This window comes from Mycolicibacterium sediminis (genome assembly GCF_010731735.1).
GTDB classification, from domain to species: domain Bacteria; phylum Actinomycetota; class Actinomycetes; order Mycobacteriales; family Mycobacteriaceae; genus Mycobacterium; species Mycobacterium sediminis.
Genome location: NZ_AP022588.1, coordinates 3,382,632 through 3,402,657 on the forward strand (window position 1 = coordinate 3,382,632; position 20,026 = coordinate 3,402,657).

Below are 20,026 nucleotides of genomic sequence, written 5' to 3' on the forward strand. Positions count from 1 at the left end.
ATCCAGCGTGCACCGACGCGTCACGCCGTCGTAGGCGTCCCGCCCGACTGCTCGGCGACCGTGCAACCCATGAGCACTGCATCATCCGTACTCATCGCCGCCGACGAGACTTCGTGCGCCGCCTCCGGGCCGTCCACACCGCGCTACACACTCCTGCTGTCCACCGACGACACCCTGATTGATGCCGCCCAACGGCTCCGGCACGAGGTGTTCGCCTCCGAGCCGGGCTTCACACTGGCGGACGACGGCGACCCGCAGCGCCGCGACGCCGACCGGTTCGACGAGTTCTGCGACCACCTGCTGGTCCGCGAGGACGGCTCCGGCGAACTGGTCGGGTGCTACCGCATGCTGCCCCCGCCCGGTGCCATCGCCGCCGGAGGGCTCTACACCGCAACGGAATTCGACGTCGCCGCACTGGACCCCATCCGTCCCGAGATGGTCGAGATGGGCCGTGCGGTGGTACGCAAAGACCACCGCAACGGCGGTGTCGTCCTGCTGATGTGGGCGGGCATCCTCGCCTACCTCGACCGCCAGGGCTACGACTACGTGACCGGCTGCGTGTCCGTGCCGGTGCAGGGCAGCCCCGAGGAGACCCCGGGAGCCCAGATCCGGGGCGTCCGCGACGTCGTCCGCAGGCGGCACGCCTCGCCGTACCAGGTACGGCCCTTCCGTCCGGTCGTGATCGACGGACGCGGCCTCGACGACGTCGAACCACCGTCCCGCGTCATGCTGCCGCCGCTGATGCGCGGATACCTGCGACTGGGCGCCCGCGTGTGCGGGGACCCCGCGCACGATCCGGAGTTCGGGGTCGGCGACTTCCCCGCACTGCTCGGCAAGCGGGAGGCCGACGTGCGCTACCTGAAGCGATTGCGCTCGGTGTCCGCCGTGAGCGACATGGCCGACGGAGCCACCCGGTGAGCAGCCACGGCACGATCGACACCCCCTGGCTGCCGCGGGCGTCGTGCAGTGCATCCTGCGTCGCCGCCGACCCGGCACGCGCCTCGCGTCCCACGATCGTGGCGGCGCGCACGACCCTCCGCGTGCTGTGCGCCGTGCTGATCTTCACCGCGGTGCCGCTGCTCGCGATCCCGATGCCCGGCAGGTCGCGCGTGCAGCGCGTGTACTGCCGCCTGATGCTGCGCTGCCTCGGCGTACGAATCACGCTGTCCGGCGGCCCCATTCGCAACCTGAGCGGGGTGCTGGTGGTCAGCGGCCACGTGTCCTGGGTCGACGTCTTCGTGATCGGCTCGGTGCTGCCCGGCTCGTTCGTCGCCCGCGCCGACCTGGCCGACTGGCCGGTGCTGGGGGTCGTCACCCGGCTGATGCGGATCATCCCGATCGACCGGGCGAACCTGCGCCGGCTGCCGGACGTCGTGCGCACCGTCGCCGACCGTCTGCGCGCGGGCCACACCGTCGTCGCCTTCCCGGAGGGCACCACCTGGTGCGGCGTCGGCTACGGCTCGTTCCGGCCCGCGATGTTCCAGGGCGCGATCGACGCGGGACGCCCCGTACAGCCACTGCGGCTGAGCTATCACCACCGCGACGGCGCCGCGTCGACCGTGCCCGCGTTCATCGGCGACGACAGCCTGCTCACGTCGATCCGTCGCGTGATCACCGCGCAGCGGACCGTCGCGCACGTGCGCGTGCAGTCCCTGCAGCTGCCCACCGGCCACCGCCGTGACCTCGCGCTGCGGTGCGAGGCGGAGGTCCGCGGCACCGGCGGCCCGGAGGCCGCACGCAGGCACTCCGCGGGGGGTCACGCACTGGTCGCCTAGGTGTGACCTGGCCTGCCGGTATCCTGGGTGGGTCATGACCGCCGTCTACCTGGATCACGCCGCCACCACCCCGATGCACCCCGCTGCGATCGAGGCCATGGCGGGCGCCCTGGCCACGGTCGGCAACGCATCGTCGCTGCACACCTCCGGTCGGGCGGCGCGACGCCGGATGGAGGAGGCGCGCGAGGCCCTGGCCGGCCTGCTCGGCGCCCGGCCGTCGGAGATCGTCTTCACCGCGGGCGGCACGGAGAGCGACAACCTCGCGGTCAAGGGCATCTACTGGGCCCGCCGGGACGCCGATCCGCGCCGCCGCCGCATCGTCACCACCCCGATCGAGCACCACGCCGTGCTCGACGCGGTGCAGTGGCTCGCCGACCACGAGGACGCCGAGGTCACCTGGCTGCCGGTGAACGCCGACGGGTCGGTGACCCCGGCCGCGTTGCGCGAGGCGCTGAACGGGCACGACGACGTGGCGCTGGTGTCCGTCATGTGGGCCAACAACGAGGTCGGCACGGTGATGCCGATCGCGGAACTCGCCGCGGTGGCCGCCGAGTTCGACGTCCCGATGCACAGCGACGCCGTGCAGGCCGTCGGTCAGATCCCCGTCGACTTCGCCGCGAGCGGCCTGTCGGCCATGAGCATCGCCGCGCACAAGTTCGGCGGCCCGATGGCCGTCGGTGCGCTCCTGCTGCGCCGCGACACCGCCTGCGTGCCGCTGTTGCACGGCGGCGGCCAGGAGCGCGACGTGCGATCGGGCACGCCCGACGTCGCCGGCGCGGTCTCGATGGCGGCTGCGGCCAAGGTCGCCGTGGAGGGCCTCGAGGCCTACCGCGCCCGCGTGTCGGGACTGCGCGACGCGCTGATCGACGGGGTCCTCGCCGCCATCGACGACGTCGTGGTCAACGGCGCGTCCGGCGACGACCGACTGCCCGGCAACACCCACTTCACGTTCCGCGGCTGCGAGGGCGACTCCCTGCTGATGCTGCTGGACGCCAAGGGAATCGAGTGTTCGACGGGTTCGGCGTGCACCGCGGGCGTCGCGCAACCGTCGCACGTCCTCACCGCGATGGGTGCCGACCCGGCCAGCGCGCGCGGATCCCTGCGGCTGTCGTTGGGGCACACCAGCGTGGAGGCCGACGTGGCCGCCGCGCTGGAGGTGCTGCCCGCGGCCGTCGAGCGTGCTCGTCAGGCCGCCCTCGCCAGCGCTGGGCACGGCTCCTGATGCGGGTCCTGGTCGCGATGAGCGGCGGCGTCGACTCCTCGGTCGCCGCCGCACGGATGGTCGACGCCGGCCACGAGGTGGTGGGCGTGCACCTCGCCCTTTCCACGACCCCCGGCACGCTGCGCACCGGTTCGCGTGGCTGCTGCTCGAAGGAGGACGCCGGCGACGCCCGTCGGGTCGCCGACATCCTCGACATCCCGTTCTACGTGTGGGACTTCGCCGAGCGCTTCGCCGAGGACGTCATCGACGACTTCGTCGACTCCTACGCCAGGGGCGAGACGCCCAACCCGTGCGTGCGCTGCAACGAGAAGATCAAGTTCTCCGCGCTGGCCGCACGCGCAGTCGCGCTCGGCTTCGACGTGCTGGCCACCGGCCACTACGCACGCCTGTCCGGGGGCCGGCTGCGGCGCGCCGTCGACGCCGACAAGGACCAGTCCTACGTGCTCGGGGTGTTGACGGCGGCTCAACTCGCACGTGCCGCGTTCCCGATCGGCGACACCGGCAAGCCCGAGATCCGCGCGGAGGCCGCCCGACGCGGGCTGGCCACCGCCGACAAGCCGGACAGCCACGACATCTGCTTCATCCCGTCAGGGGACACCCAGGCGTTCCTCGGCGCGCGCATCGGCGTGCGGCGCGGCGCGGTCGTCGACTCCGGTGGCACGGTGCTCGCCGAACACGACGGGGTGCACGGCTTCACGGTCGGTCAGCGCAAGGGCCTCGGCATCGCGGGCCCGGGACCCGACGGGGCCCCGCGCTACGTCACCAAGATCGACGCCGACACCCAGACGGTGCACGTCGGCGCCGCCGCCGACCTCGACGTCCGCCGTCTCGACGGCGACCGGCCGGTGTTCACCTCGGGCCGGCCCTTCGACGGTCCGGTCGAATGCGACGTGCAGGTGCGGGCGCACGGCGGCCTGGCCCCGGCCGTCGTCGAGGTCAGGGACGGTCGGCTGGTCGCCAACCTCCGCACGCCGCTGCGCGGGGTCGCCGCGGGTCAGACGATGGTCCTGTACCGCCCGGACCCCGACGGCGACGAGGTGCTGGCCAGCGCCACGATCGCGACGGTCGCCCGCTGACCATCGGTCTCAGCCCGGGACGTTGGCCACCATGTTGGACAGCACGATGTCGGGCACCGTCGACGGATAGCCGCAGAACGTGACCTCGACCATGACAGCCGACTTGACGCGGTAGTCCCGGCCGCAGCCGCCGGTGCGCGTCTGGAGCGAGTCGGCCGAGGCCGTCCAGTCGCCGACGAAGGCCGACCCCGACGGCGTCGCCCCGCACAGGTCCACCCGGCCCGTCAGGCCGTCGAAGGCGCGGCGGGCGGTCTCGGCGTCGCGGTAGCCGGCGGCGCCCTGGGAGATCAGCGCGCCCTTCGGTGGGTGCTGGTACGTCGTCTTGTGGAACTCCTCGACGTCCGGGCCGAACGTCTCGGTCTCGACGTAGTACCAGCGGCACGGCGGCGGTGCGGTGTCCGCCAGCACGTCGATGTCGACGGGCTGCTTGCCGTCCATCGAGGGGATGACGGTGAGGTCGTCGCCACCCCCGGTGATCGCCCGCATCCGAGCTTGCGCCAGCAGCACGGTGTCCACGTCGACCGGCGACCGCGAGTCGTCGTCGATGCCGGGCGCGGAGCGAACCGCCGAGCCCGAGATCGATTGCGTGCACGCGACGTTCGTCATCAGGACGAGCGCCGCGGCGAGGCAGAGCGCACGCCGGCAGACCATGGCGGGCATGGTCGAGGATAACGCGTTCTGCGGGCTCATCGAATAGTGTCGACGGCGTGGACGTCAACGCATGAGTGTGTTCGGGACGGCGACCGGCGTCGGCTCCTGGCCCGGCGTATCGGCGAGGGATGCGGCCGGGGTGGTCGTCGGCGAACTGACCGGTCTGACCCACCTGGTCGAGCTGCCCGCTCGCGGGGTCGGCGCGGACATGATCGGCCGAGCGGCGGCCCTGCTGGTCGACCTCCACGTCGACACCGTGCCTCGCGGCTACCGCATCGCGGCGGGCCGAAGTGCCGCGTCGCGACGCGCCATCAGCTTCCTCGACGAGGACGTCGACGCGCTCGAGGAGGCGTGGGAGAAAGCCGGCCTGCGCGGCAGCGGCCGACCCGTCAAGGTGCAGGCGTGCGGACCGATCACGTTGGCCGCGCAGATCGAACTCGGGGGCGGCCACCGGGCGATCACCGACCTCGGCGCGATCCGCGACATCGCCGCCTCGCTCGCCGAGGGGGTCAAGGTCCACCGTTCGGAGATCTCGCGCAGGCTCGAGACCGACGTCGTCGTGCAGTTCGACGAGCCCACCCTGCCCGCCGCGCTGGCCGGCCGGCTGACCGGCGTCACCAGCCTGTCGTCGGTTCGGGCGATCGACGAGACCTTCGCCGGTGGGCTGTTCGACCAGTGCGTCGAGACAGTCGGTGGCGACGTCGCACTGCACTGCTGTGCGGCGGACGTACCGTGGAAGTTGTTGCTGCAGAGCACGTTTGCCGCCGTCTCGTTCGACGCGGCCCGTCTCGTGGCCGCCGATCTGGACGGCATCGGCGAATGGGTCGAGTCCGGACGGACCGCGATGCTGGGCGTCGTGCCGACGACGGCACCCGACCGAACCCCGGCTCCCGAGGAGGTCGCGGCCGCGGCCGCATCCATCACCGACCGGCTGGGCTTCCCGCGTCGGGTCCTGCGGGAGCGGATCGGGATCACGCCGGCATGCGGTCTCGCGGCCGCCACCGTCGAGTGGGCACGCACGGCGACCGAGTTGACGCAGAAGGTCGCCGACGGCATCGCGGCCGATCCGGACTCCGCCTGACGGGGGTTCCGCGTCGGCCGGACCGGGGTATGCCGCCGACATGACGAACCTCCGCTTGATCGTGATCGGCAGTGGGCCCGCGGGAATCGGTGCCGCCGAGACCTACCGCAAGCACCAGCCGGACGCCCACATCCGCATCCTGACCGCCGACGACCGTGCGCCGTACGAGCGGCCGCCGCTGAGCAAGGACTTCCTGCGCGGCGACACCGACGACGTGGACCTCCATCCACGCGAGTGGTTTGACGAGCAGGCGATCGAACTGACCCTCGCGTCGCCGGTGAGCGACATCGACACCGCGCGACGCGTCGTGACCGCCGCGGGCGAGGAGTACGGCTACGACGCGCTCGTCATCACCTCCGGTGCCAGCCCCACCCCGCTCGACGTCCCCGGCGGGGAACGCGCCCTGCAACTCCGGTCGCTGTCCGACGCGACCCGGCTGCGCGACTCGGCCGGGTCCGCCACGTCGGCCGTGATCATCGGTGCCGGCTTCATCGGCTGCGAGGCAGCGGCGTCCCTCGCGATGCGCGGGCTGTCCGTCACGCTGGTGGCGCCCAGCGAGGTACCGCAGGAGAAGCGACTCGGCGCCGAGGCCGGCCGGCGGATCAAGGACCTCGTCGAAGCCACGGGGGCGACCTACCGCGGCGGTACCGGCGTCGCGTCGATCGACGGCGACACCGTTCGCCTGGAGGACGGCACGGCCATCACCGCGGACCTGATCCTGGCTGCGACGGGAGTGTCGCCCAACAGCGAGGTCGCCGAGAAGGCCGGAATCTCCGTCGAGGACTCACGCATCGTGGCCGACGCCGACGCCAGCACCAACGTCGAGCGCGTGTACGCGGCGGGCGACGTCACCAAGACGTTCAACGACGGCGCCGGGCGCGCGCTGGTCATCGAACACTGGCAGGACGCGGCGGACCAGGGCGAGGTCGCGGGCGCATCCGCCGCAGGCCAGCAGGCCCGATGGTCGGCCGTTCCCGGGTTCTGGACCGAGATCGGCGATGCCGCAGTCAAGTACCACGCATGGGGCGACGGCTACGACGACAGCCGGTTCGTGGAACGCGACGGCGGCTTCACCGTCTGGTACTCCTCGGCGGGCACGGCCGTGGGCGTCCTCACCTACAACGCGGACGACGACTACGACCGTGGCGAGGAACTCATCGGCGCGGGCAAGCCCGTCCCGGCGGGGGAGTGATCGCTACGCGGTGCGCAGATCCTTGCGCAGGATCTTGCCCGCGGCCGACTTCGGGATGGCGTCGATGAACGCGACCTGACGCACCTTCTTGTACGGCGCGACCTGTCCGGCGACGAACTCCATCACGGCCTCCTCCGTCAGATCGGCGGCGCCCTCCGAGGGTTGGACGACGACGAAGGCCTTCGGCACCTCCTCGCCGGAGTCGGCGTCACGCACGCCGATCACCGCCGCGTCGGCGATCTGGGGGTGTGACAGCAGCACGGCCTCGAGTTCGGCGGGCGGCACCTGGTAGCCCTTGTACTTGATCAGCTCCTTGAGGCGGTCGACGATGTAGACGCAGCCCGTCGAGTCCACCCGCGCGAGGTCGCCGGTGTGCAGGAACCCGTCGTCGTCGATGGTCTCCCTGGTCGCCGAGTCGTTGTTCAGGTAACCGGCCATCACGTTCGGGCCCTTGAACCAGAGTTCGCCGGTGTCGCTCAATCCCGATGCGGGAGGATCGATCTCGGTGCCGGTCTCGCCGTCGACGATCTTGCTGACCGAATTGGGGACCGTCCACCCGCAGGAACTCAACGGTGCCACCGAGCCCACCAGCTCCCGGCCGCCGTCGAACGGTGCGACGTGGCTGACGGGGCTCAGTTCGCTCATGCCGTAGCCCTGGATCACCGCGCACCCCAGCCGGTCGGCGACGGCGCGGCCGAGGTCCTCGTCCAGCGGTGCGGCGCCGGACATGATGCCGCGCAGGCTGGACAGGTCGTACCGCTCGACCAGGGGGTGCTTGGCCAGCGCCACCGCGACCGGCGGCGCGATGAAGGCATGGGTGCACCGGCGGTCGGCGATGTTCTGGAGGAATCCCTCGAGGTCGAAGCTGGGCATGATGACGAGTTGCGCCCGCGCGTGTACGGCGGCGTTGAGGAGCACGGTCATGCCGTAGATGTGGAAGAACGGCAGCACGGCGAGGATGCGATCGTCGGCGGCCATCCCCTGCAGGGGTCGGATCTGGGCGACGTTCGCCGTCAGGTTGGCGTGGGTGAGCATGACGCCCTTGGGGTTTCCGGTGGTCCCCGAGCTGTACGGCAGGACGGCCAGGTGTGCCTGCGGGTCGAACTCGACGTCCGGTGCCGGCAGCCCCGGGGCGAGCAGGTCCTCGGCGTTGGGATGACCGTCCGCGGCGGCGCCGGGGCCGTCGAGCACGAACACCCGGGAGGCGTCGAGGTCCACCGCCTCCGCGGCCTCGGCGGCCTGGGGGAGCAGCGCGGACACCGTGACGAGGACGGTGGCCTTCGAGTCGGTGAGCTGCTTGGCGATGTCCTTCGCGGTGAACAGGGCGTTGATGGTCGTCGCGGTCGCACCGGAGCGAAGGATGCCGTGGAAGGCGATGGCGAACGCAGAACTGTTGGGCGACAACAATCCGACCACGTCGCCCACGCCGACCCCGCGGTCGGCCAGAGCACCCGCGAAGGCGTCGATCTCGACGACCATCTCGCGGTAGGTCGTCTCGGCACCGGTCTTGGCGTCGACGAGTGCGACGCGGTCGGCGTCGTCGTCGGCGAGGTCGCCGAACAGGTAGTCGTACAGATTGGTCGTCGGGACGTGGACCTGGGGGAAGGGGCTCGCGAAACTCATCTCGCCTCCGATCGAACCATGCCGCGGTCGGCGCCGGGTCAGCGTTCGTCGAGTCGGACGATCAGCTTCTTCGACGCGACGAGGCGGAACGACGCGTCGACCAGCTCGCCGACCTCCTCCCAGTCGACCTCGGCCACGCTGAAGTCGAGGCCCAGCCACCCGTAGGGCCCGAGGTAGGCGGGATGGAACGTGCGCTCGTCCCGTTCGAGTGCCGTCCGGTCGGCGTCGTCGGCCTTGAACAGCAGACAGCTGGGAACGGTGACCATCTCACCCGACTCCCGGGTGCTGCCGCCGTAGATCGCGAACATCTTCGGGGCGCAGAACACGGGACGGCCGTGCGACACCTTCTCGAACGCCTCGGGGAAGCCCAGCGCGATCTCCCGGACCTCGGCGAGCCCGAAGTCGTCGTCGTGGAACATCTTCGGATGCGGCACGGAGCCAGTGTAGAACTCGTCGACGTTGGTTAGGGTAGCCTTCCCGACCCGGACGGCTTCCGCCGCCGCTCGTGCCGCGCTGATCCTCCGTGGTGCGGGTTTGGCGTCGGTGCGCTCGGTTAGCCTGCCGTGGTGAGCGCAACCGAGGGTGACCCCGTCCCGCCGGACGTCCGCCGCGCCTGGCAGGAACTGGCCGACGAGGTGCGCGGCCACCAGTTCCGGTACTACGTCAAGGACGCGCCGGTCATCTCCGACGGCGAGTTCGACGCGCTCCTCGGGAAGCTGACCGCGCTGGAGGAGGCCCACCCCGAACTGCGCGTCCCCGACTCGCCGACCCAGCTGGTCGGTGGCGCGGGCTTCGCGACCGAGTTCGGGGCGGCCGACCACCTCGAGCGAATGTTGAGTCTGGACAACGTCTTCGACTCCGACGAGCTGACCGCCTGGGCGGCCCGGCTGACCGGTGAGATCGGCGACGACCCGGAGTTCCTCTGCGAGCTGAAGATCGACGGCGTCGCGCTGGCGCTGGTGTACCGCGACGGCAAGCTCGAGCGCGCGGCCACCCGCGGTGACGGACGCACCGGTGAGGACGTCACGCTCAACGCCCGCACCATCTCCGACATCCCCGAGCGTCTCACCGCCGGCGGCGAGTACCCGGTGCCGCGCGTCCTCGAGGTCCGCGGCGAGGTCTTCTTCCGGGTCGCCGACTTCGAGGACCTCAACGCCGGGCTGGTCGCCGAGGGCAAGGCGCCGTTCGCCAACCCGCGCAACAGCGCCGCCGGCTCACTGCGGCAGAAGAACCCGGCCATCACCGCGCGCCGCCGACTGCACATGATCTGCCACGGCCTCGGCCGCACCGAGGGGTTCACGCCGGCCACGCTGCACGACGCCTACCTCGCCCTCAAGTCGTGGGGTCTGCCGGTGTCCGACCACACCACGCGGGTCACCGGCATCGCGGCGGCCGCCGAGCGGGTGACCTACTGGGGCGAACACCGCCACGACGTCGAGCACGAGATCGACGGCCTCGTGGTCAAGGTCGACGACGTCAACCTGCAGCGCCGCCTCGGCGCCACCTCGCGTGCCCCGCGGTGGGCGATCGCCTACAAGTACCCGCCCGAGGAGGCCACCACCAAGCTCCTCGACATCCGGGTCAACGTCGGCCGCACCGGCCGGGTCACGCCGTTCGCGTACATGGAACCGATCAAGGTGGCGGGCTCGACCGTCGGGCTGGCCACGCTGCACAACGCCTCGGAGGTCAAGCGCAAGGGCGTCCTGATCGGCGACACCGTCGTGATCCGCAAGGCGGGTGACGTCATCCCCGAGGTGCTCGGACCGGTGGTCGACGCCCGCGACGGTTCCGAGCGCGAGTTCGTCATGCCCACGGAGTGCCCGGAGTGCGGCACCACGCTCAAACCGGCGAAGGAGGGCGACGCCGACATCCGCTGCCCGAACGCCCGGTCCTGCCCGGCGCAATTGCGGGAGCGCGTGTTCCACGTCGCGGGACGCGGTGCGTTCGACATCGAGGGCCTCGGCTACGAGGCCGGCATCGCCCTGCTGCAGGCGGGCGTCATCACCGACGAGGGCGACCTGTTCACCCTGACCGAGGACGACCTGCTGCGCACCCAGCTGTTCACGACCCAGAAGGGCGAGCTGTCCGCCAACGGCAAGCGGCTACTGGCCAACCTCGGCAAGGCCAAGCAGCAGGCGCTGTGGCGGGTGCTCGTCGCACTGTCGATCCGCCACGTCGGTCCGACCGCGGCCCGCGCGCTCGCCGGCGAGTTCGGCAGCCTCGAGGCCATCGAGGAGGCGTCCGAGGAGCGGCTGGCCGGCGTCGAGGGGGTCGGTCCCACGATCGCGGCCGCCGTCGTCGAGTGGTTCACCGTCGACTGGCACCGGGCGATCGTCGAGAAGTGGCGCGCCGCCGGTGTACGCATGGCCGACGAGCGGGACGCCTCGATCGACCGCACGCTGGAGGGGCTGTCGATCGTCGTGACGGGGTCGCTGGCCGGCTACTCGCGCGACGAGGCCAAGGAGGCGATCCTGGTCCGCGGCGGCAAGGCGGCGGGATCGGTGTCCAAGAAGACGGCCTACGTGGTCGCCGGCGACGCGCCAGGGTCGAAGTACGACAAGGCGATCGAACTGGGGGTGCCGGTGCTCGACGAGGACGGCTTCCGCCGTCTGTTGGAGGAGGGGCCGGAGCCGGTCCCCGAGGAAACGGCCGCGGAATCCGGCGCCGAGCAAGCGGCCGGGGAGTAGCGCTACCGCAGGATCGTGGCGACGATGCCCGCGAGGTAGCCCAGGCGCGCGACTTCGGACGGCCGGAACGCGGGCCCGCCCGGCCGGCCGAGCACCACGGCGGTGAACGGGTCGCCGAGCGGTGCGGCGGCCAGCGCGGTGTCCATGTCGCGCCACACCTGAGGCAGCCACTCGGCATCGCCGTCGAGCGCCTCGGCGCGTTCGAGTGGCAGCCACGGCGCTGCGACCGCCTGGGTCTCGGGGGCACCGCCGCTGCTCGTGACGTGATGCAGCTGCGAGCCCTCGAGCCGGAGCACGGTGCACCAGCCAACCCGCAGCACCTTCGGCGCCTCGTCGGCGAGCACCTGCAGCTTGGCGGGGGTGGGCCCGGCGCCGGCGATGTGGTCGATCAACTCGAGTTCGCGGTGCGCCTCCAGCAGCCCCGTGTGCGGGCGCACGCTGTCGACGTACACGCCGCTGATGCGTTCGGCCGCGGTGATCAGGGAGTCCGGCATGGCGCCGGCCGGGAGTTCCACCACCAGGTCGTCGACGGCGTAGCCGGCCGCCCGCTCGACGACGTCGAGGGACAGGATGTCCGCGCCGACCGATCCGAGCGCCACCGCGAGCGAACCGAGCCGGCCCGGTCGGTCCTCGAGTTCGACCCGAAGTAGGTATGACGGCACGCGCACACTGTTTCACGGAGGGCGGGAGCGGAGCGACTCGGGAGATGTGACGGAGGGCGGGAGCGGAGCGACTCGGGAGAGTGGCGTTCGAGGCCGCCCACTAGTCTTCGTAGACGTGTCGCAGATATCCCGGGATGACGTCGCCCACCTGGCGCGTCTCGCCCGGCTCTCCCTGACCGACGGCGAACTGATGAGCTTCGCCGGCCAACTCGACGCCATCTTGGCCCACGTCGGCCAGATCCAGGCGGTCGACGTGACGGGGGTGGAGACGACGGACAATCCACTCAAGGAGTTGAACGTGACGCGGCCGGACACGGTGCTGCCGTCGCTGGCCCAGGACGAGGCGCTGGCGGCCGCGCCGAACGCGGTCGACGGCCGCTTCGCCGTCCCGCGGATCCTGGGGGAGTCGGAATGAGCGAGCCGACCCGCCTGGACGCGGCGACACTGGCCGGCCGGATCGCCGCGGGCGAGCTGTCCTCGGTCGAGGTCACCCAGGCCCACCTCGACCAGATCGCCGACACCGACGACCGGTACCACGCCTTCCTGCACGTCGGTTCGGACGAGGCGCTCGCCGCCGCGGAGCGCGTCGACGCCGCGGTCGCGGCAGGCGAGACGCTCCCGTCGGCGCTGGCCGGTGTGCCGCTGGCACTCAAGGACGTGTTCACCACCACCGACATGCCGACCACCTGCGGGTCGAAGATCCTCGAGGGCTGGCGTTCCCCGTACGACGCGACGGTGACCACCCGGTTGCGTGCCGCGGGCATCCCGATCCTCGGCAAGACGAACATGGACGAGTTCGCCATGGGCAGCTCGACGGAGAACTCGGCCTACGGGCCGACGCGCAATCCGTGGGACGTCGATCGCGTGCCCGGCGGGTCGGGCGGTGGCAGTGCCGCGGCGCTCGCCGCGTTTCAGGCGCCGCTCGCGATCGGGTCGGACACCGGCGGCTCGATCCGCCAGCCCGCGGCCCTGACCGCGACCGTCGGCGTCAAGCCCACCTACGGCACGGTGTCGCGCTACGGGCTCATCGCGTGCGCATCGTCGCTCGATCAGGGCGGGCCGTGCGCCCGGACCGTGCTCGACACCGCCCTGCTGCACGCGGTCATCGCCGGGCACGACGCGCGTGACTCCACGTCGGTGGACGCCGAGGTTCCCGACGTCGTGGGTGCCGCGCGCGCCGGCGCCACCGGAGACCTGAAGGGCGTCCGGGTGGGCGTCGTCAAGCAGCTGCGCAGTGGCGAGGGCTACCAGCAGGGGGTGCTGTCGTCGTTCACCGCCGCGGTCGACCAGCTGACGGCGCTCGGTGCCGAGGTCGTCGAGGTCGACTGCCCGCACTTCGACTACTCGATGGCGGCCTACTACCTGATCCTCCCCTCGGAGGTGTCGTCGAACCTGGCGCGCTTCGACGCGATGCGCTTCGGCCTGCGGGTCGGCGACGACGGGACGCACAGCGCCGAGGAGGTGATGGCGTTGACCCGCGCGGCCGGATTCGGCCCCGAGGTCAAGCGCCGCATCATGATCGGGACGTACGCCCTGTCGGCCGGCTACTACGACGCCTACTACAACCAGGCGCAGAAGGTCCGGACGCTGATCGCCCGCGACCTCGACAGGGCCTACGAGCAGGCCGACGTGCTGGTGTCCCCGGCGACGCCGACCACCGCGTTCCCCCTCGGCGAGAAGGTCGACGACCCGCTGGCGATGTACCTGTTCGACCTCTGCACGCTGCCGCTGAACCTGGCCGGCCACTGCGGGATGTCGGTCCCGTCGGGGCTGTCGGAGGACGACGGGCTGCCCGTCGGACTGCAGATCATGGCCCCCGCGCTGGCCGACGATCGGCTCTACCGCGTGGGCGCCGCCTACGAGGCGGCTCGCGGAACGCTGCCGACGGCGATCTGACGGGGGAGGATGGGCGCATGCGCATTGGAGTTCTCACCGGCGGCGGCGACTGTCCCGGCCTGAACGCGGTCATCCGCGCGGTCGTCCGGACCAGCAACGTCAGGTACGGCTCGACGGTCGTCGGCTTCCTCGACGGCTGGCGTGGACTGCTCGAAGACCGACGCATCCAGCTGGCCAACGACGACCGCAACGACCGGCTGCTCGGCAAGGGCGGCACCATCCTCGGCACCGCCCGGGTCAACCCCGACAAGCTGCGGGCCGGCCTCGACCAGATCAAGCAGACCCTCGAGGACAACGGGATCGACGTGCTCATCCCGATCGGCGGCGAGGGCACGCTCACCGCGGCGCACTGGCTGTCCGAGGAGAACGTGCCGGTGGTCGGCGTGCCCAAGACCATCGACAACGACATCGACTGCACCGACGTCACGTTCGGCCACGACACGGCCCTGCAGGTGGCCAGCGAGGCGATCGACCGCTTGCACAGCACCGCCGAGTCGCATCAGCGGGTGATGCTCGTCGAGGTGATGGGCCGCCACGCCGGCTGGATCGCGCTCAACGCCGGGTTGGCGTCGGGTGCGCACATGACGCTCATCCCGGAGCAGCCCTTCGACGTCGAAGAGGTCTGCCGACTGGTCAAGCAGCGGTTCGTCCGCGGCGACAGCCACTTCATCTGCGTGGTCGCCGAGGGAGCCAAACCGGCCGAGGGGTCGATGATGCTGCGCGACGGCGGCATCGACGAATTCGGTCACGTCCGGTTCACCGGCGTCGCCCACCAGCTGGGCGTCGAGATCGAGAAGCGGATCAAGAAGGAAGTGCGGACCACCGTGCTCGGTCACGTGCAGCGCGGCGGCACGCCCACCGCGTACGACCGCGTGCTCGCGACGCGGTTCGGCGTCAACGCCGCCGACGCCGCACACGCCGGCGAGTACGGCACGATGGTGTCGCTGCGCGGCCAGGACATCGGCCGGGTGCCGCTCGCCGACGCCGTGCGCCAGCTGAAGCTGGTGCCGCAGAGCCGCTACGACGACGCCGCGGAGTTCTTCGGCTGAGTTCTCCCCGCGAGCAGACGCCAACTCCCCTCATCACAGCCGGTTCAGGGGAGTTGACGTCTGCTCGCCGGGGACGATGACCCAATCACTAGGATCGAGATCATGACTGTCGCCTCCGCCGAGTTGCTCGACTACGACGACGTCGTCGCCCGGTACGACCCCGTCATGGGCATGGAGGTCCACGTCGAGCTGTCGACGGAGACCAAGATGTTCTGCGGCTGCGCCAACCGGTTCGGCGCCGAACCCAACACCCAGGTGTGCCCCACCTGCCTCGGACTGCCCGGCTCGCTGCCCGTGCTCAACCAGGCCGCCGTCGAGTCCGCGATCCGCATCGGGCTGGCGCTCAACTGCGACATCGCACCCTGGGGCCGGTTCGCGCGGAAGAACTACTTCTACCCCGATCAGCCCAAGAACTACCAGATCAGCCAGTACGACGAGCCGATCGCCATCGACGGTTACCTCGACGTCCCGCTGGAGGACGGCACCACGTGGCGCGTGGAGATCGAGCGCGCGCACATGGAGGAGGACACCGGCAAGCTGACCCACCTGGGCAGTGACACCGGCCGCATCGAGGGGGCGACGACGTCGCTGCTGGACTTCAACCGGGCGGGCGTGCCGCTCGTCGAGATCGTCACCCGGCCCATCGAGGGCACCGGCGAGCGGGCGCCGGAGATCGCGCGCGCCTACGTCACCGCGTTGCGAGACCTGTTGCGCGGCTTGGGTGTATCCGACGTTCGCATGGATCAGGGCTCGATGCGCTGCGACTCCAACCTCTCGCTGCGCCTCAAGGGCGTGACCGAGTTCGGCACGCGCACCGAGACCAAGAACGTGAACTCGCTGCGCAGCGTCGAGGTCGCCGTCCGCTACGAGATGCGCCGTCAGGCAGCGATTCTCGACGTGGGTGGCCACATCACGCAGGAGACCCGGCACTTCAACGAGGCCGGGTACACGACTGCGGGCCGCAGCAAGGAGACCGCGCAGGACTACCGGTACTTCCCCGAGCCCGACCTCGAGCCCGTCGCGCCGGAGGCCGACCTCGTCGAACGGCTGCGGGCCACCATCCCGGAGCTGCCGTGGTTGACCCGCAACCGGATTCAGCAGGACTGGGGCATCTCCGACGAGGTGATGCGCGACCTCGTCAACGCCGGTGCGGTCGAACTCGTCACGGCCACGGTCGCCCACGGTGCGTCGAGCGAGAACGCGCGCGCCTGGTGGGGGAACTTCCTGGTGCAGAAGGCGAACGAGGCCGGCGTCGAACTCGACGCGCTGGCCATCACGCCGGCCCAGGTGGCGGCGGTGATCGCGCTCGTCGAGGCCGGCACGCTGTCGAAGAAGCTGGCGCGCCAGGTCATCGAGGGCGTGCTCGCCGGTGAGGGTGAGCCCGACCAGGTCGTGGCCGACCGCGGCCTGGCGGTCGAGCGCGACGACTCGGTGATCAAGGCCGCCGTGGACGAGGCGCTGGCGGCCAACCCGGACGTCGCCGAGAAGATCCGCGGCGGCAAGGTGGCTGCCGCGGGCGCGATCGTGGGCGCGGTGATGAAGGCGACGAAGGGCCAGGCCGACGCCGCGCAGGTGCGCGACATGGTCATCGCGGCTTGCAGCTAGGACGGGTGCGCGTGTCGCTGCGGCCGCAGGACCTGGTCTACCGCCTGCTTCGGCAACCCCTGCGACTGCTGTCGCTGCGGTCCATCGTCATCGTCGGCCAGGTGGGCGTGATCATCCTGGTGCTGGTCCTGGGGGTGTGGGTCTGGACCGGCGTGACGAACGACCAGAACAGTCAGTTGGACCGCCGGCTCGACTCACTGAGCAGCCTCGGCGACGTCAACACCCTGATCCGCAGCGCCCAGCTGGACAGCCCCGGTGACGAGGCCGCGGAGGACGGGTTCTTCCGCACCGCCCGCATCGGTCCCACCACGGTGTCGATCCCGCCCGACGTCGTGCTGCCCGAACTGGCGCCCGGTTACGCCACCACCACCATCGACGGCGTCGAGTACCGCGTACGGACCATCTCCACGGGCATCGCCTCGATCGCGCTCGGCGCCTCGACGGCCGCCACCCAGGCGCGGATCGACTCGCTGCACTGGCGGGTGTTCTGGATCTGCTCGAGCGTCATCCTCGGCACCCTCCTGATCGGCTGGGTGATCTCGCTGATCATGGTCAACCCCTTCCGCATGCTGGCGCAGCAGGCCCGCGCGATCAACGCGCAGTCCAACCCCGACGAGGTCCAGGTGCGCGGGGTGTGGGAGGCGGTCGAGATCTCGGAGGCGGTCGAGGGCATGCTGGCGCGCATCGGCGACGAGCAGCAGCGCACGCGCGCCGCGCTGGAATCGGCACGCGACTTCGCGGCGGTCGCGTCCCACGAGCTGCGCACGCCGCTGACCGCGATGCGCACCAACCTCGAGGTGCTGTCCACGCTCGACCTGGGACCCGAACAGCGCACTGAGGTCATCGACGACGTGATGCGGACCCAGGGCCGCATCGAGGCGATGCTGACCGCACTCGAGCGGCTGGCACAGGGCGAGCTCACCACCGCCGATGACTTCGTGCCGGTCGACGTCACCGAGCTGCTGGACCGTGCCGCGCACGACGCGATGCGCAACTACCCGGGTCTGGACGTGTCGCTGGCGTCGTCCACGACGGTGCTGATGTTGGGGTTGCCCGCGGGGCTGCGGCTGGTGATCGACAACGCGATCGCGAACGCCGTCAAACACGGTGACGCGACCCAGGTCCGGCTCAGCGTGCTCAGTTCCGCGTCGGGTGTCGAGATCACGGTGGACGACGACGGTTCCGGCGTCCCCGAGGAGGAGCGCGCCGAGGTCTTCGGCCGATTCCACCGCGGCACCACGGCATCCCGGTCGGGATCGGGTCTCGGGCTCGCGCTGGTGGCGCAGCAGGCCGAGTTGCACGGTGGCACGGCGGTACTGGAGGTGAGTCCCATGGGCGGGACCCGACTCATGCTGCGGTTGCCGGGATCCGGCCCCTCTTAGGTCTTCTCGTCGCTGCTGCGGGGGAACCCGCCCTGCGGGAACAGCGGGAAGACCACGTCGTCGAAGTTGTCGGCGTCGCCCGCGGTCTTGTTGATGGTGGCGCCCCACACGTTTCCGTCCGGGGACAGCTGTAGCGCCCAGACATGACCGCGGGTGTCCTGGCGCAGCACCTCCGGCTCGCCCGTGACGGCGCCGGTGTCGGGAGCCATCCGGACGGCGACGGTCTGCTTGGTGTTGACGAGGTTGACGAGGACGGTGCCCTCCTGGGCCGCACACCCCGCGACGCCAGGCCGGGCCGGCCACGACCAGACGGTCGACACCTTGGAGTCCTTGGTGATGCGCTGCAACCGGTCTTCGTTGGCGGCACGGTCGGTGATGTAGAGCGAGCCGTCGGCCGGGTCGGTGCACATGCCGCCCGCGCCGCCGATGCCGCTGAGCGCGGTGGTCTCCGGCGCGGGGTTGACGGTGGTGGGCTGCTCGATCCGCAACAGCTTGCCCGCCAGCGACGCCGGGTCGGCGGCCTGCGCGGGGTTGCCCGCGTCGCCGGTGAGGACCATCAGCGTGGTGGGGCTGGTGAACTTGAGTGCGCCGGCGTTGTTGACGGGCCCCTTCGGGATGCCGGTGAGGATGGGCTTGGGGACGTCGCCGTCGGCGATCCGGATGACCCGGTTGTCGGTGGGCGTGCTGACGTAGGCGTACATCAGCCGGTCTTGCGCGTAGGTCGGGGACAGCACGATGTCGAGCAGCCCGCCGTCGCCCGTCGGGTCGACGGGAAGCACCAGCTTCACCTTGGGCTCGGCGTTGGTCGCCACTTCCTTGATGACACCGGTCAGTCGCTCGGCGACCAGAGCCGACTTGCTGTCGGGGCCCATGATCAGGCCGCTCGTCGTGTCGAGGCAGCCCTGCATGACGCCCGGCGCCGGGCACACCTTCTTGAACGGGGTGCCCGGTAGCGGTGGCGGCGGGGGAGGCGGTGTGCTCGAGGGCGGCTCGAACTGGGGCTCGGTGGTGAACGGCTCGGACTGCGCGGCGTCGAACCGCGCGCACCCCGGCACGATCAGCAGCGCGCCGCACAGCAGCACCAGCACACCCCGCATTGGCCGGCGCAGTCTCATGCGAGCCAGGTTACGGATCGTTCGGCGGTACGCGCCACGCCGGGGCGAGCGGAGCGAGCGGAGCGACGGGGGAGACGACCGGGCGCGCGCGTGTCACGGGTGTGCAACGGCGCCCGTTCAACCCGCGCCAATCCACGTCTCGGGGGTGAGGAGCACTTACGCTGGGTTTCGTGACCAGTACCTCACACGACCCGCGTGCCTGGCAACGGCCCGAAGACCGCGATGGTTCTGCCGTCCGGCCGGCGTCGGCGCGCCTGGTCGACCCGGAGGACGACGTGCCCACGAACACCTACACCGGCGAGGCCGCCACCACGGCGATCCCGCGCTACGACTCCACCCCGACGTCGCAGCCGGCCTACGGGCTACTCGGCGACCCGGAACCGCTGCCCTACGTACAGCCCAGTGGCCGGCACGACGGTCAGGCCGAGCCCGCCGAGGTGGGCTACGACCCGCTGACCGACGACCGGGTTCGCGCCGCGGGCAAGCGGGGCACGCAGGACCTCGGCCTCATGCTGATCCGCGTGGGGCTCGGCGCCCTGCTGATCGCGCACGGCCTGCAGAAGGCGCTCGGCCTGTGGGGCGGATCTGGTCTGGACGGGTTCCAGGAGTCGCTGGCGGACCTGGGCTACCAGCACTCGGGAATACTGACCTACGTCGGCGCCGGCGGCCAGATCGCCGCGGGCCTGCTGCTCGTGCTCGGGCTGTTCACGCCGCTGGCAGCGGCTGCCGCCGTGGCCTACCTGGTGAACGCGCTACTGGCGGCCGTCGTCGCGCAGCCCGAGTCCGGGTGGTTCCCCTTCTTCCTGCCCGACGGGCACGAGTACCAGGTCACGCTGCTGGTCGTCGCCGCCGCGCTGTGCCTGACCGGGCCGGGACGTTACGGCTTCGACGCGGGCCGCGGCTGGGCCCGCAGGCCGTTCGTCGGCTCGCTGGCCGCCCTGCTCCTCGGCATCGGTGCGGGCGTCGCGATCTGGGCGCTGCTCAACGGGATCAACCCGCTGGCCTGACGG

18 protein-coding genes are annotated in these 20,026 nt (G+C 71.2%); 13 read left to right on the forward strand and 5 right to left on the reverse strand.

Annotated features, from left to right (window positions below; all coding sequences use genetic code 11):
• The first annotated feature begins 69 nt into the window (after positions 1 to 69).
• The 4 genes from G6N64_RS16205 to mnmA are packed head-to-tail and all read left to right on the forward strand — an operon-like array spanning position 70 to position 4,073.
• Positions 70 to 918 carry a GNAT family N-acetyltransferase gene (locus tag G6N64_RS16205; RefSeq protein WP_163797972.1) on the forward strand — a complete coding sequence of 283 codons (849 nt, stop codon included), beginning with the start codon at positions 70 to 72 and terminating at the stop codon, positions 916 to 918.
• Positions 915 to 1,775: a lysophospholipid acyltransferase family protein gene (locus tag G6N64_RS16210; protein ID WP_174266823.1), complete on the forward strand. Its 861-nt coding sequence runs from the start codon at positions 915 to 917 to the stop codon at positions 1,773 to 1,775. Before G6N64_RS16205 ends, G6N64_RS16210 begins: the two co-directional genes overlap by 4 nt.
• Positions 1,776 to 1,809: 34 nt before the next feature.
• Positions 1,810 to 2,997, forward strand: a complete 1,188-nt coding sequence (locus tag G6N64_RS16215) for a cysteine desulfurase family protein (protein ID WP_163797973.1) — start codon at positions 1,810 to 1,812, stop codon at positions 2,995 to 2,997.
• A complete protein-coding gene (gene mnmA, locus G6N64_RS16220) occupies positions 2,997 to 4,073 on the forward strand; it encodes a tRNA 2-thiouridine(34) synthase MnmA (RefSeq protein ID WP_163797974.1) in 1,077 nt (358 codons plus the stop codon). The genes G6N64_RS16215 and mnmA overlap by 1 nt, the downstream gene beginning before the upstream one ends.
• Positions 4,074 to 4,082: 9 nt before the next feature.
• On the opposite strand, the gene G6N64_RS16225 is transcribed toward mnmA, so the two are convergent.
• The gene (locus G6N64_RS16225; RefSeq protein WP_163797975.1) at positions 4,083 to 4,733 is read right to left on the reverse strand and encodes a sensor domain-containing protein; all 651 of its coding nucleotides are present in this window, start codon (positions 4,731 to 4,733) and stop codon (positions 4,083 to 4,085) included.
• A 61-nt stretch (positions 4,734 to 4,794) separates the two neighbouring features.
• On the opposite strand from G6N64_RS16225, the gene G6N64_RS16230 reads away from it, so the two are divergent.
• Complete coding sequence (locus tag G6N64_RS16230) at positions 4,795 to 5,805, forward strand: methionine synthase (protein ID WP_163797976.1); 1,011 nt, start codon at positions 4,795 to 4,797, stop codon at positions 5,803 to 5,805.
• Positions 5,806 to 5,845: 40 nt separating this feature from the next.
• Positions 5,846 to 6,997: an NAD(P)/FAD-dependent oxidoreductase gene (locus G6N64_RS16235; RefSeq protein ID WP_163797977.1), complete on the forward strand. Its 1,152-nt coding sequence runs from the start codon at positions 5,846 to 5,848 to the stop codon at positions 6,995 to 6,997.
• 3 nt (positions 6,998 to 7,000) lie between these two features.
• Here G6N64_RS16235 and G6N64_RS16240 read toward each other — a convergent pair whose 3' ends face one another.
• Positions 7,001 to 8,620 (reverse strand): AMP-binding protein, encoded by a 1,620-nt coding sequence (locus G6N64_RS16240; protein WP_163797978.1) that lies wholly within the window; start codon positions 8,618 to 8,620, stop codon positions 7,001 to 7,003.
• 38 nt (positions 8,621 to 8,658) lie between these two features.
• A complete protein-coding gene (locus G6N64_RS16245) occupies positions 8,659 to 9,054 on the reverse strand; it encodes an MmcQ/YjbR family DNA-binding protein (protein ID WP_174266824.1) in 396 nt (131 codons plus the stop codon).
• A gap of 132 nt (positions 9,055 to 9,186) precedes the next feature.
• On the opposite strand from G6N64_RS16245, the gene ligA reads away from it, so the two are divergent.
• A complete protein-coding gene (ligA, locus tag G6N64_RS16250; RefSeq protein WP_246230676.1) occupies positions 9,187 to 11,307 on the forward strand; it encodes an NAD-dependent DNA ligase LigA in 2,121 nt (706 codons plus the stop codon).
• A gap of 2 nt (positions 11,308 to 11,309) precedes the next feature.
• Here the strand turns inward: ligA and G6N64_RS16255 are convergent, their stop codons facing one another.
• Positions 11,310 to 11,969: an ACT domain-containing protein gene (locus G6N64_RS16255; protein WP_163797980.1), complete on the reverse strand. Its 660-nt coding sequence runs from the start codon at positions 11,967 to 11,969 to the stop codon at positions 11,310 to 11,312.
• Between the two features lie 115 nt (positions 11,970 to 12,084).
• Here G6N64_RS16255 and gatC point away from each other — a divergent pair, with 115 nt between their 5' ends.
• The 5 genes from gatC (at position 12,085) to G6N64_RS16280 (ending at position 17,901) form a co-directional block, all read left to right on the forward strand.
• A complete protein-coding gene (gene gatC, locus G6N64_RS16260) occupies positions 12,085 to 12,384 on the forward strand; it encodes an Asp-tRNA(Asn)/Glu-tRNA(Gln) amidotransferase subunit GatC (RefSeq protein WP_163797981.1) in 300 nt (99 codons plus the stop codon).
• A complete protein-coding gene (gene gatA / locus G6N64_RS16265) occupies positions 12,381 to 13,865 on the forward strand; it encodes an Asp-tRNA(Asn)/Glu-tRNA(Gln) amidotransferase subunit GatA (RefSeq protein WP_163797982.1) in 1,485 nt (494 codons plus the stop codon). The genes gatC and gatA overlap by 4 nt, the downstream gene beginning before the upstream one ends.
• A 17-nt stretch (positions 13,866 to 13,882) precedes the next feature.
• A complete protein-coding gene (locus tag G6N64_RS16270; RefSeq protein WP_163797983.1) occupies positions 13,883 to 14,914 on the forward strand; it encodes an ATP-dependent 6-phosphofructokinase in 1,032 nt (343 codons plus the stop codon).
• 102 nt (positions 14,915 to 15,016) lie between these two features.
• On the forward strand, positions 15,017 to 16,519 hold the full coding sequence (gene gatB / locus G6N64_RS16275; RefSeq protein ID WP_163797984.1) for an Asp-tRNA(Asn)/Glu-tRNA(Gln) amidotransferase subunit GatB: 1,503 nt from the start codon (positions 15,017 to 15,019) through the stop codon (positions 16,517 to 16,519).
• Positions 16,520 to 16,530: 11 nt separating this feature from the next.
• Complete coding sequence (locus G6N64_RS16280; protein WP_409370760.1) at positions 16,531 to 17,901, forward strand: sensor histidine kinase; 1,371 nt, start codon at positions 16,531 to 16,533, stop codon at positions 17,899 to 17,901.
• Here G6N64_RS16280 and G6N64_RS16285 read toward each other — a convergent pair.
• The gene (locus tag G6N64_RS16285) at positions 17,898 to 18,998 is read right to left on the reverse strand and encodes a PQQ-dependent sugar dehydrogenase (RefSeq protein WP_197748383.1); all 1,101 of its coding nucleotides are present in this window, start codon (positions 18,996 to 18,998) and stop codon (positions 17,898 to 17,900) included. The two genes, G6N64_RS16280 and G6N64_RS16285, sit on opposite strands and share 4 nt — an antisense overlap.
• Before the next feature lie 188 nt (positions 18,999 to 19,186).
• On the opposite strand from G6N64_RS16285, the gene G6N64_RS16290 reads away from it, so the two are divergent.
• On the forward strand, positions 19,187 to 20,023 hold the full coding sequence (locus G6N64_RS16290) for a DoxX family protein (protein WP_163797985.1): 837 nt from the start codon (positions 19,187 to 19,189) through the stop codon (positions 20,021 to 20,023).
• The last annotated feature ends 3 nt before the right edge of the window (positions 20,024 to 20,026 follow it).

Bases quoted from the DNA above. Each gene is read 5' to 3' on its own strand.
- G6N64_RS16235 (WP_163797977.1), top strand. From the start codon at position 5,846: ATGACGAACCTCCGCTTGATCGTGATCGGCAGTGGGCCCGCGGGAATC.
- G6N64_RS16225 (WP_163797975.1), bottom strand. From the start codon at position 4,733: ATGCCCGCCATGGTCTGCCGGCGTGCGCTCTGCCTCGCCGCGGCGCTC.
- G6N64_RS16205 (WP_163797972.1), top strand. From the start codon at position 70: ATGAGCACTGCATCATCCGTACTCATCGCCGCCGACGAGACTTCGTGC.
- G6N64_RS16285 (WP_197748383.1), bottom strand. From the start codon at position 18,998: ATGCGGGGTGTGCTGGTGCTGCTGTGCGGCGCGCTGCTGATCGTGCCG.
- G6N64_RS16230 (WP_163797976.1), top strand. From the start codon at position 4,795: ATGAGTGTGTTCGGGACGGCGACCGGCGTCGGCTCCTGGCCCGGCGTA.
- G6N64_RS16215 (WP_163797973.1), top strand. From the start codon at position 1,810: ATGACCGCCGTCTACCTGGATCACGCCGCCACCACCCCGATGCACCCC.
- gatA (WP_163797982.1), top strand. From the start codon at position 12,381: ATGAGCGAGCCGACCCGCCTGGACGCGGCGACACTGGCCGGCCGGATC.
- G6N64_RS16270 (WP_163797983.1), top strand. From the start codon at position 13,883: ATGCGCATTGGAGTTCTCACCGGCGGCGGCGACTGTCCCGGCCTGAAC.
- mnmA (WP_163797974.1), top strand. From the start codon at position 2,997: ATGCGGGTCCTGGTCGCGATGAGCGGCGGCGTCGACTCCTCGGTCGCC.
- G6N64_RS16240 (WP_163797978.1), bottom strand. From the start codon at position 8,620: ATGAGTTTCGCGAGCCCCTTCCCCCAGGTCCACGTCCCGACGACCAAT.
- gatB (WP_163797984.1), top strand. From the start codon at position 15,017: ATGACTGTCGCCTCCGCCGAGTTGCTCGACTACGACGACGTCGTCGCC.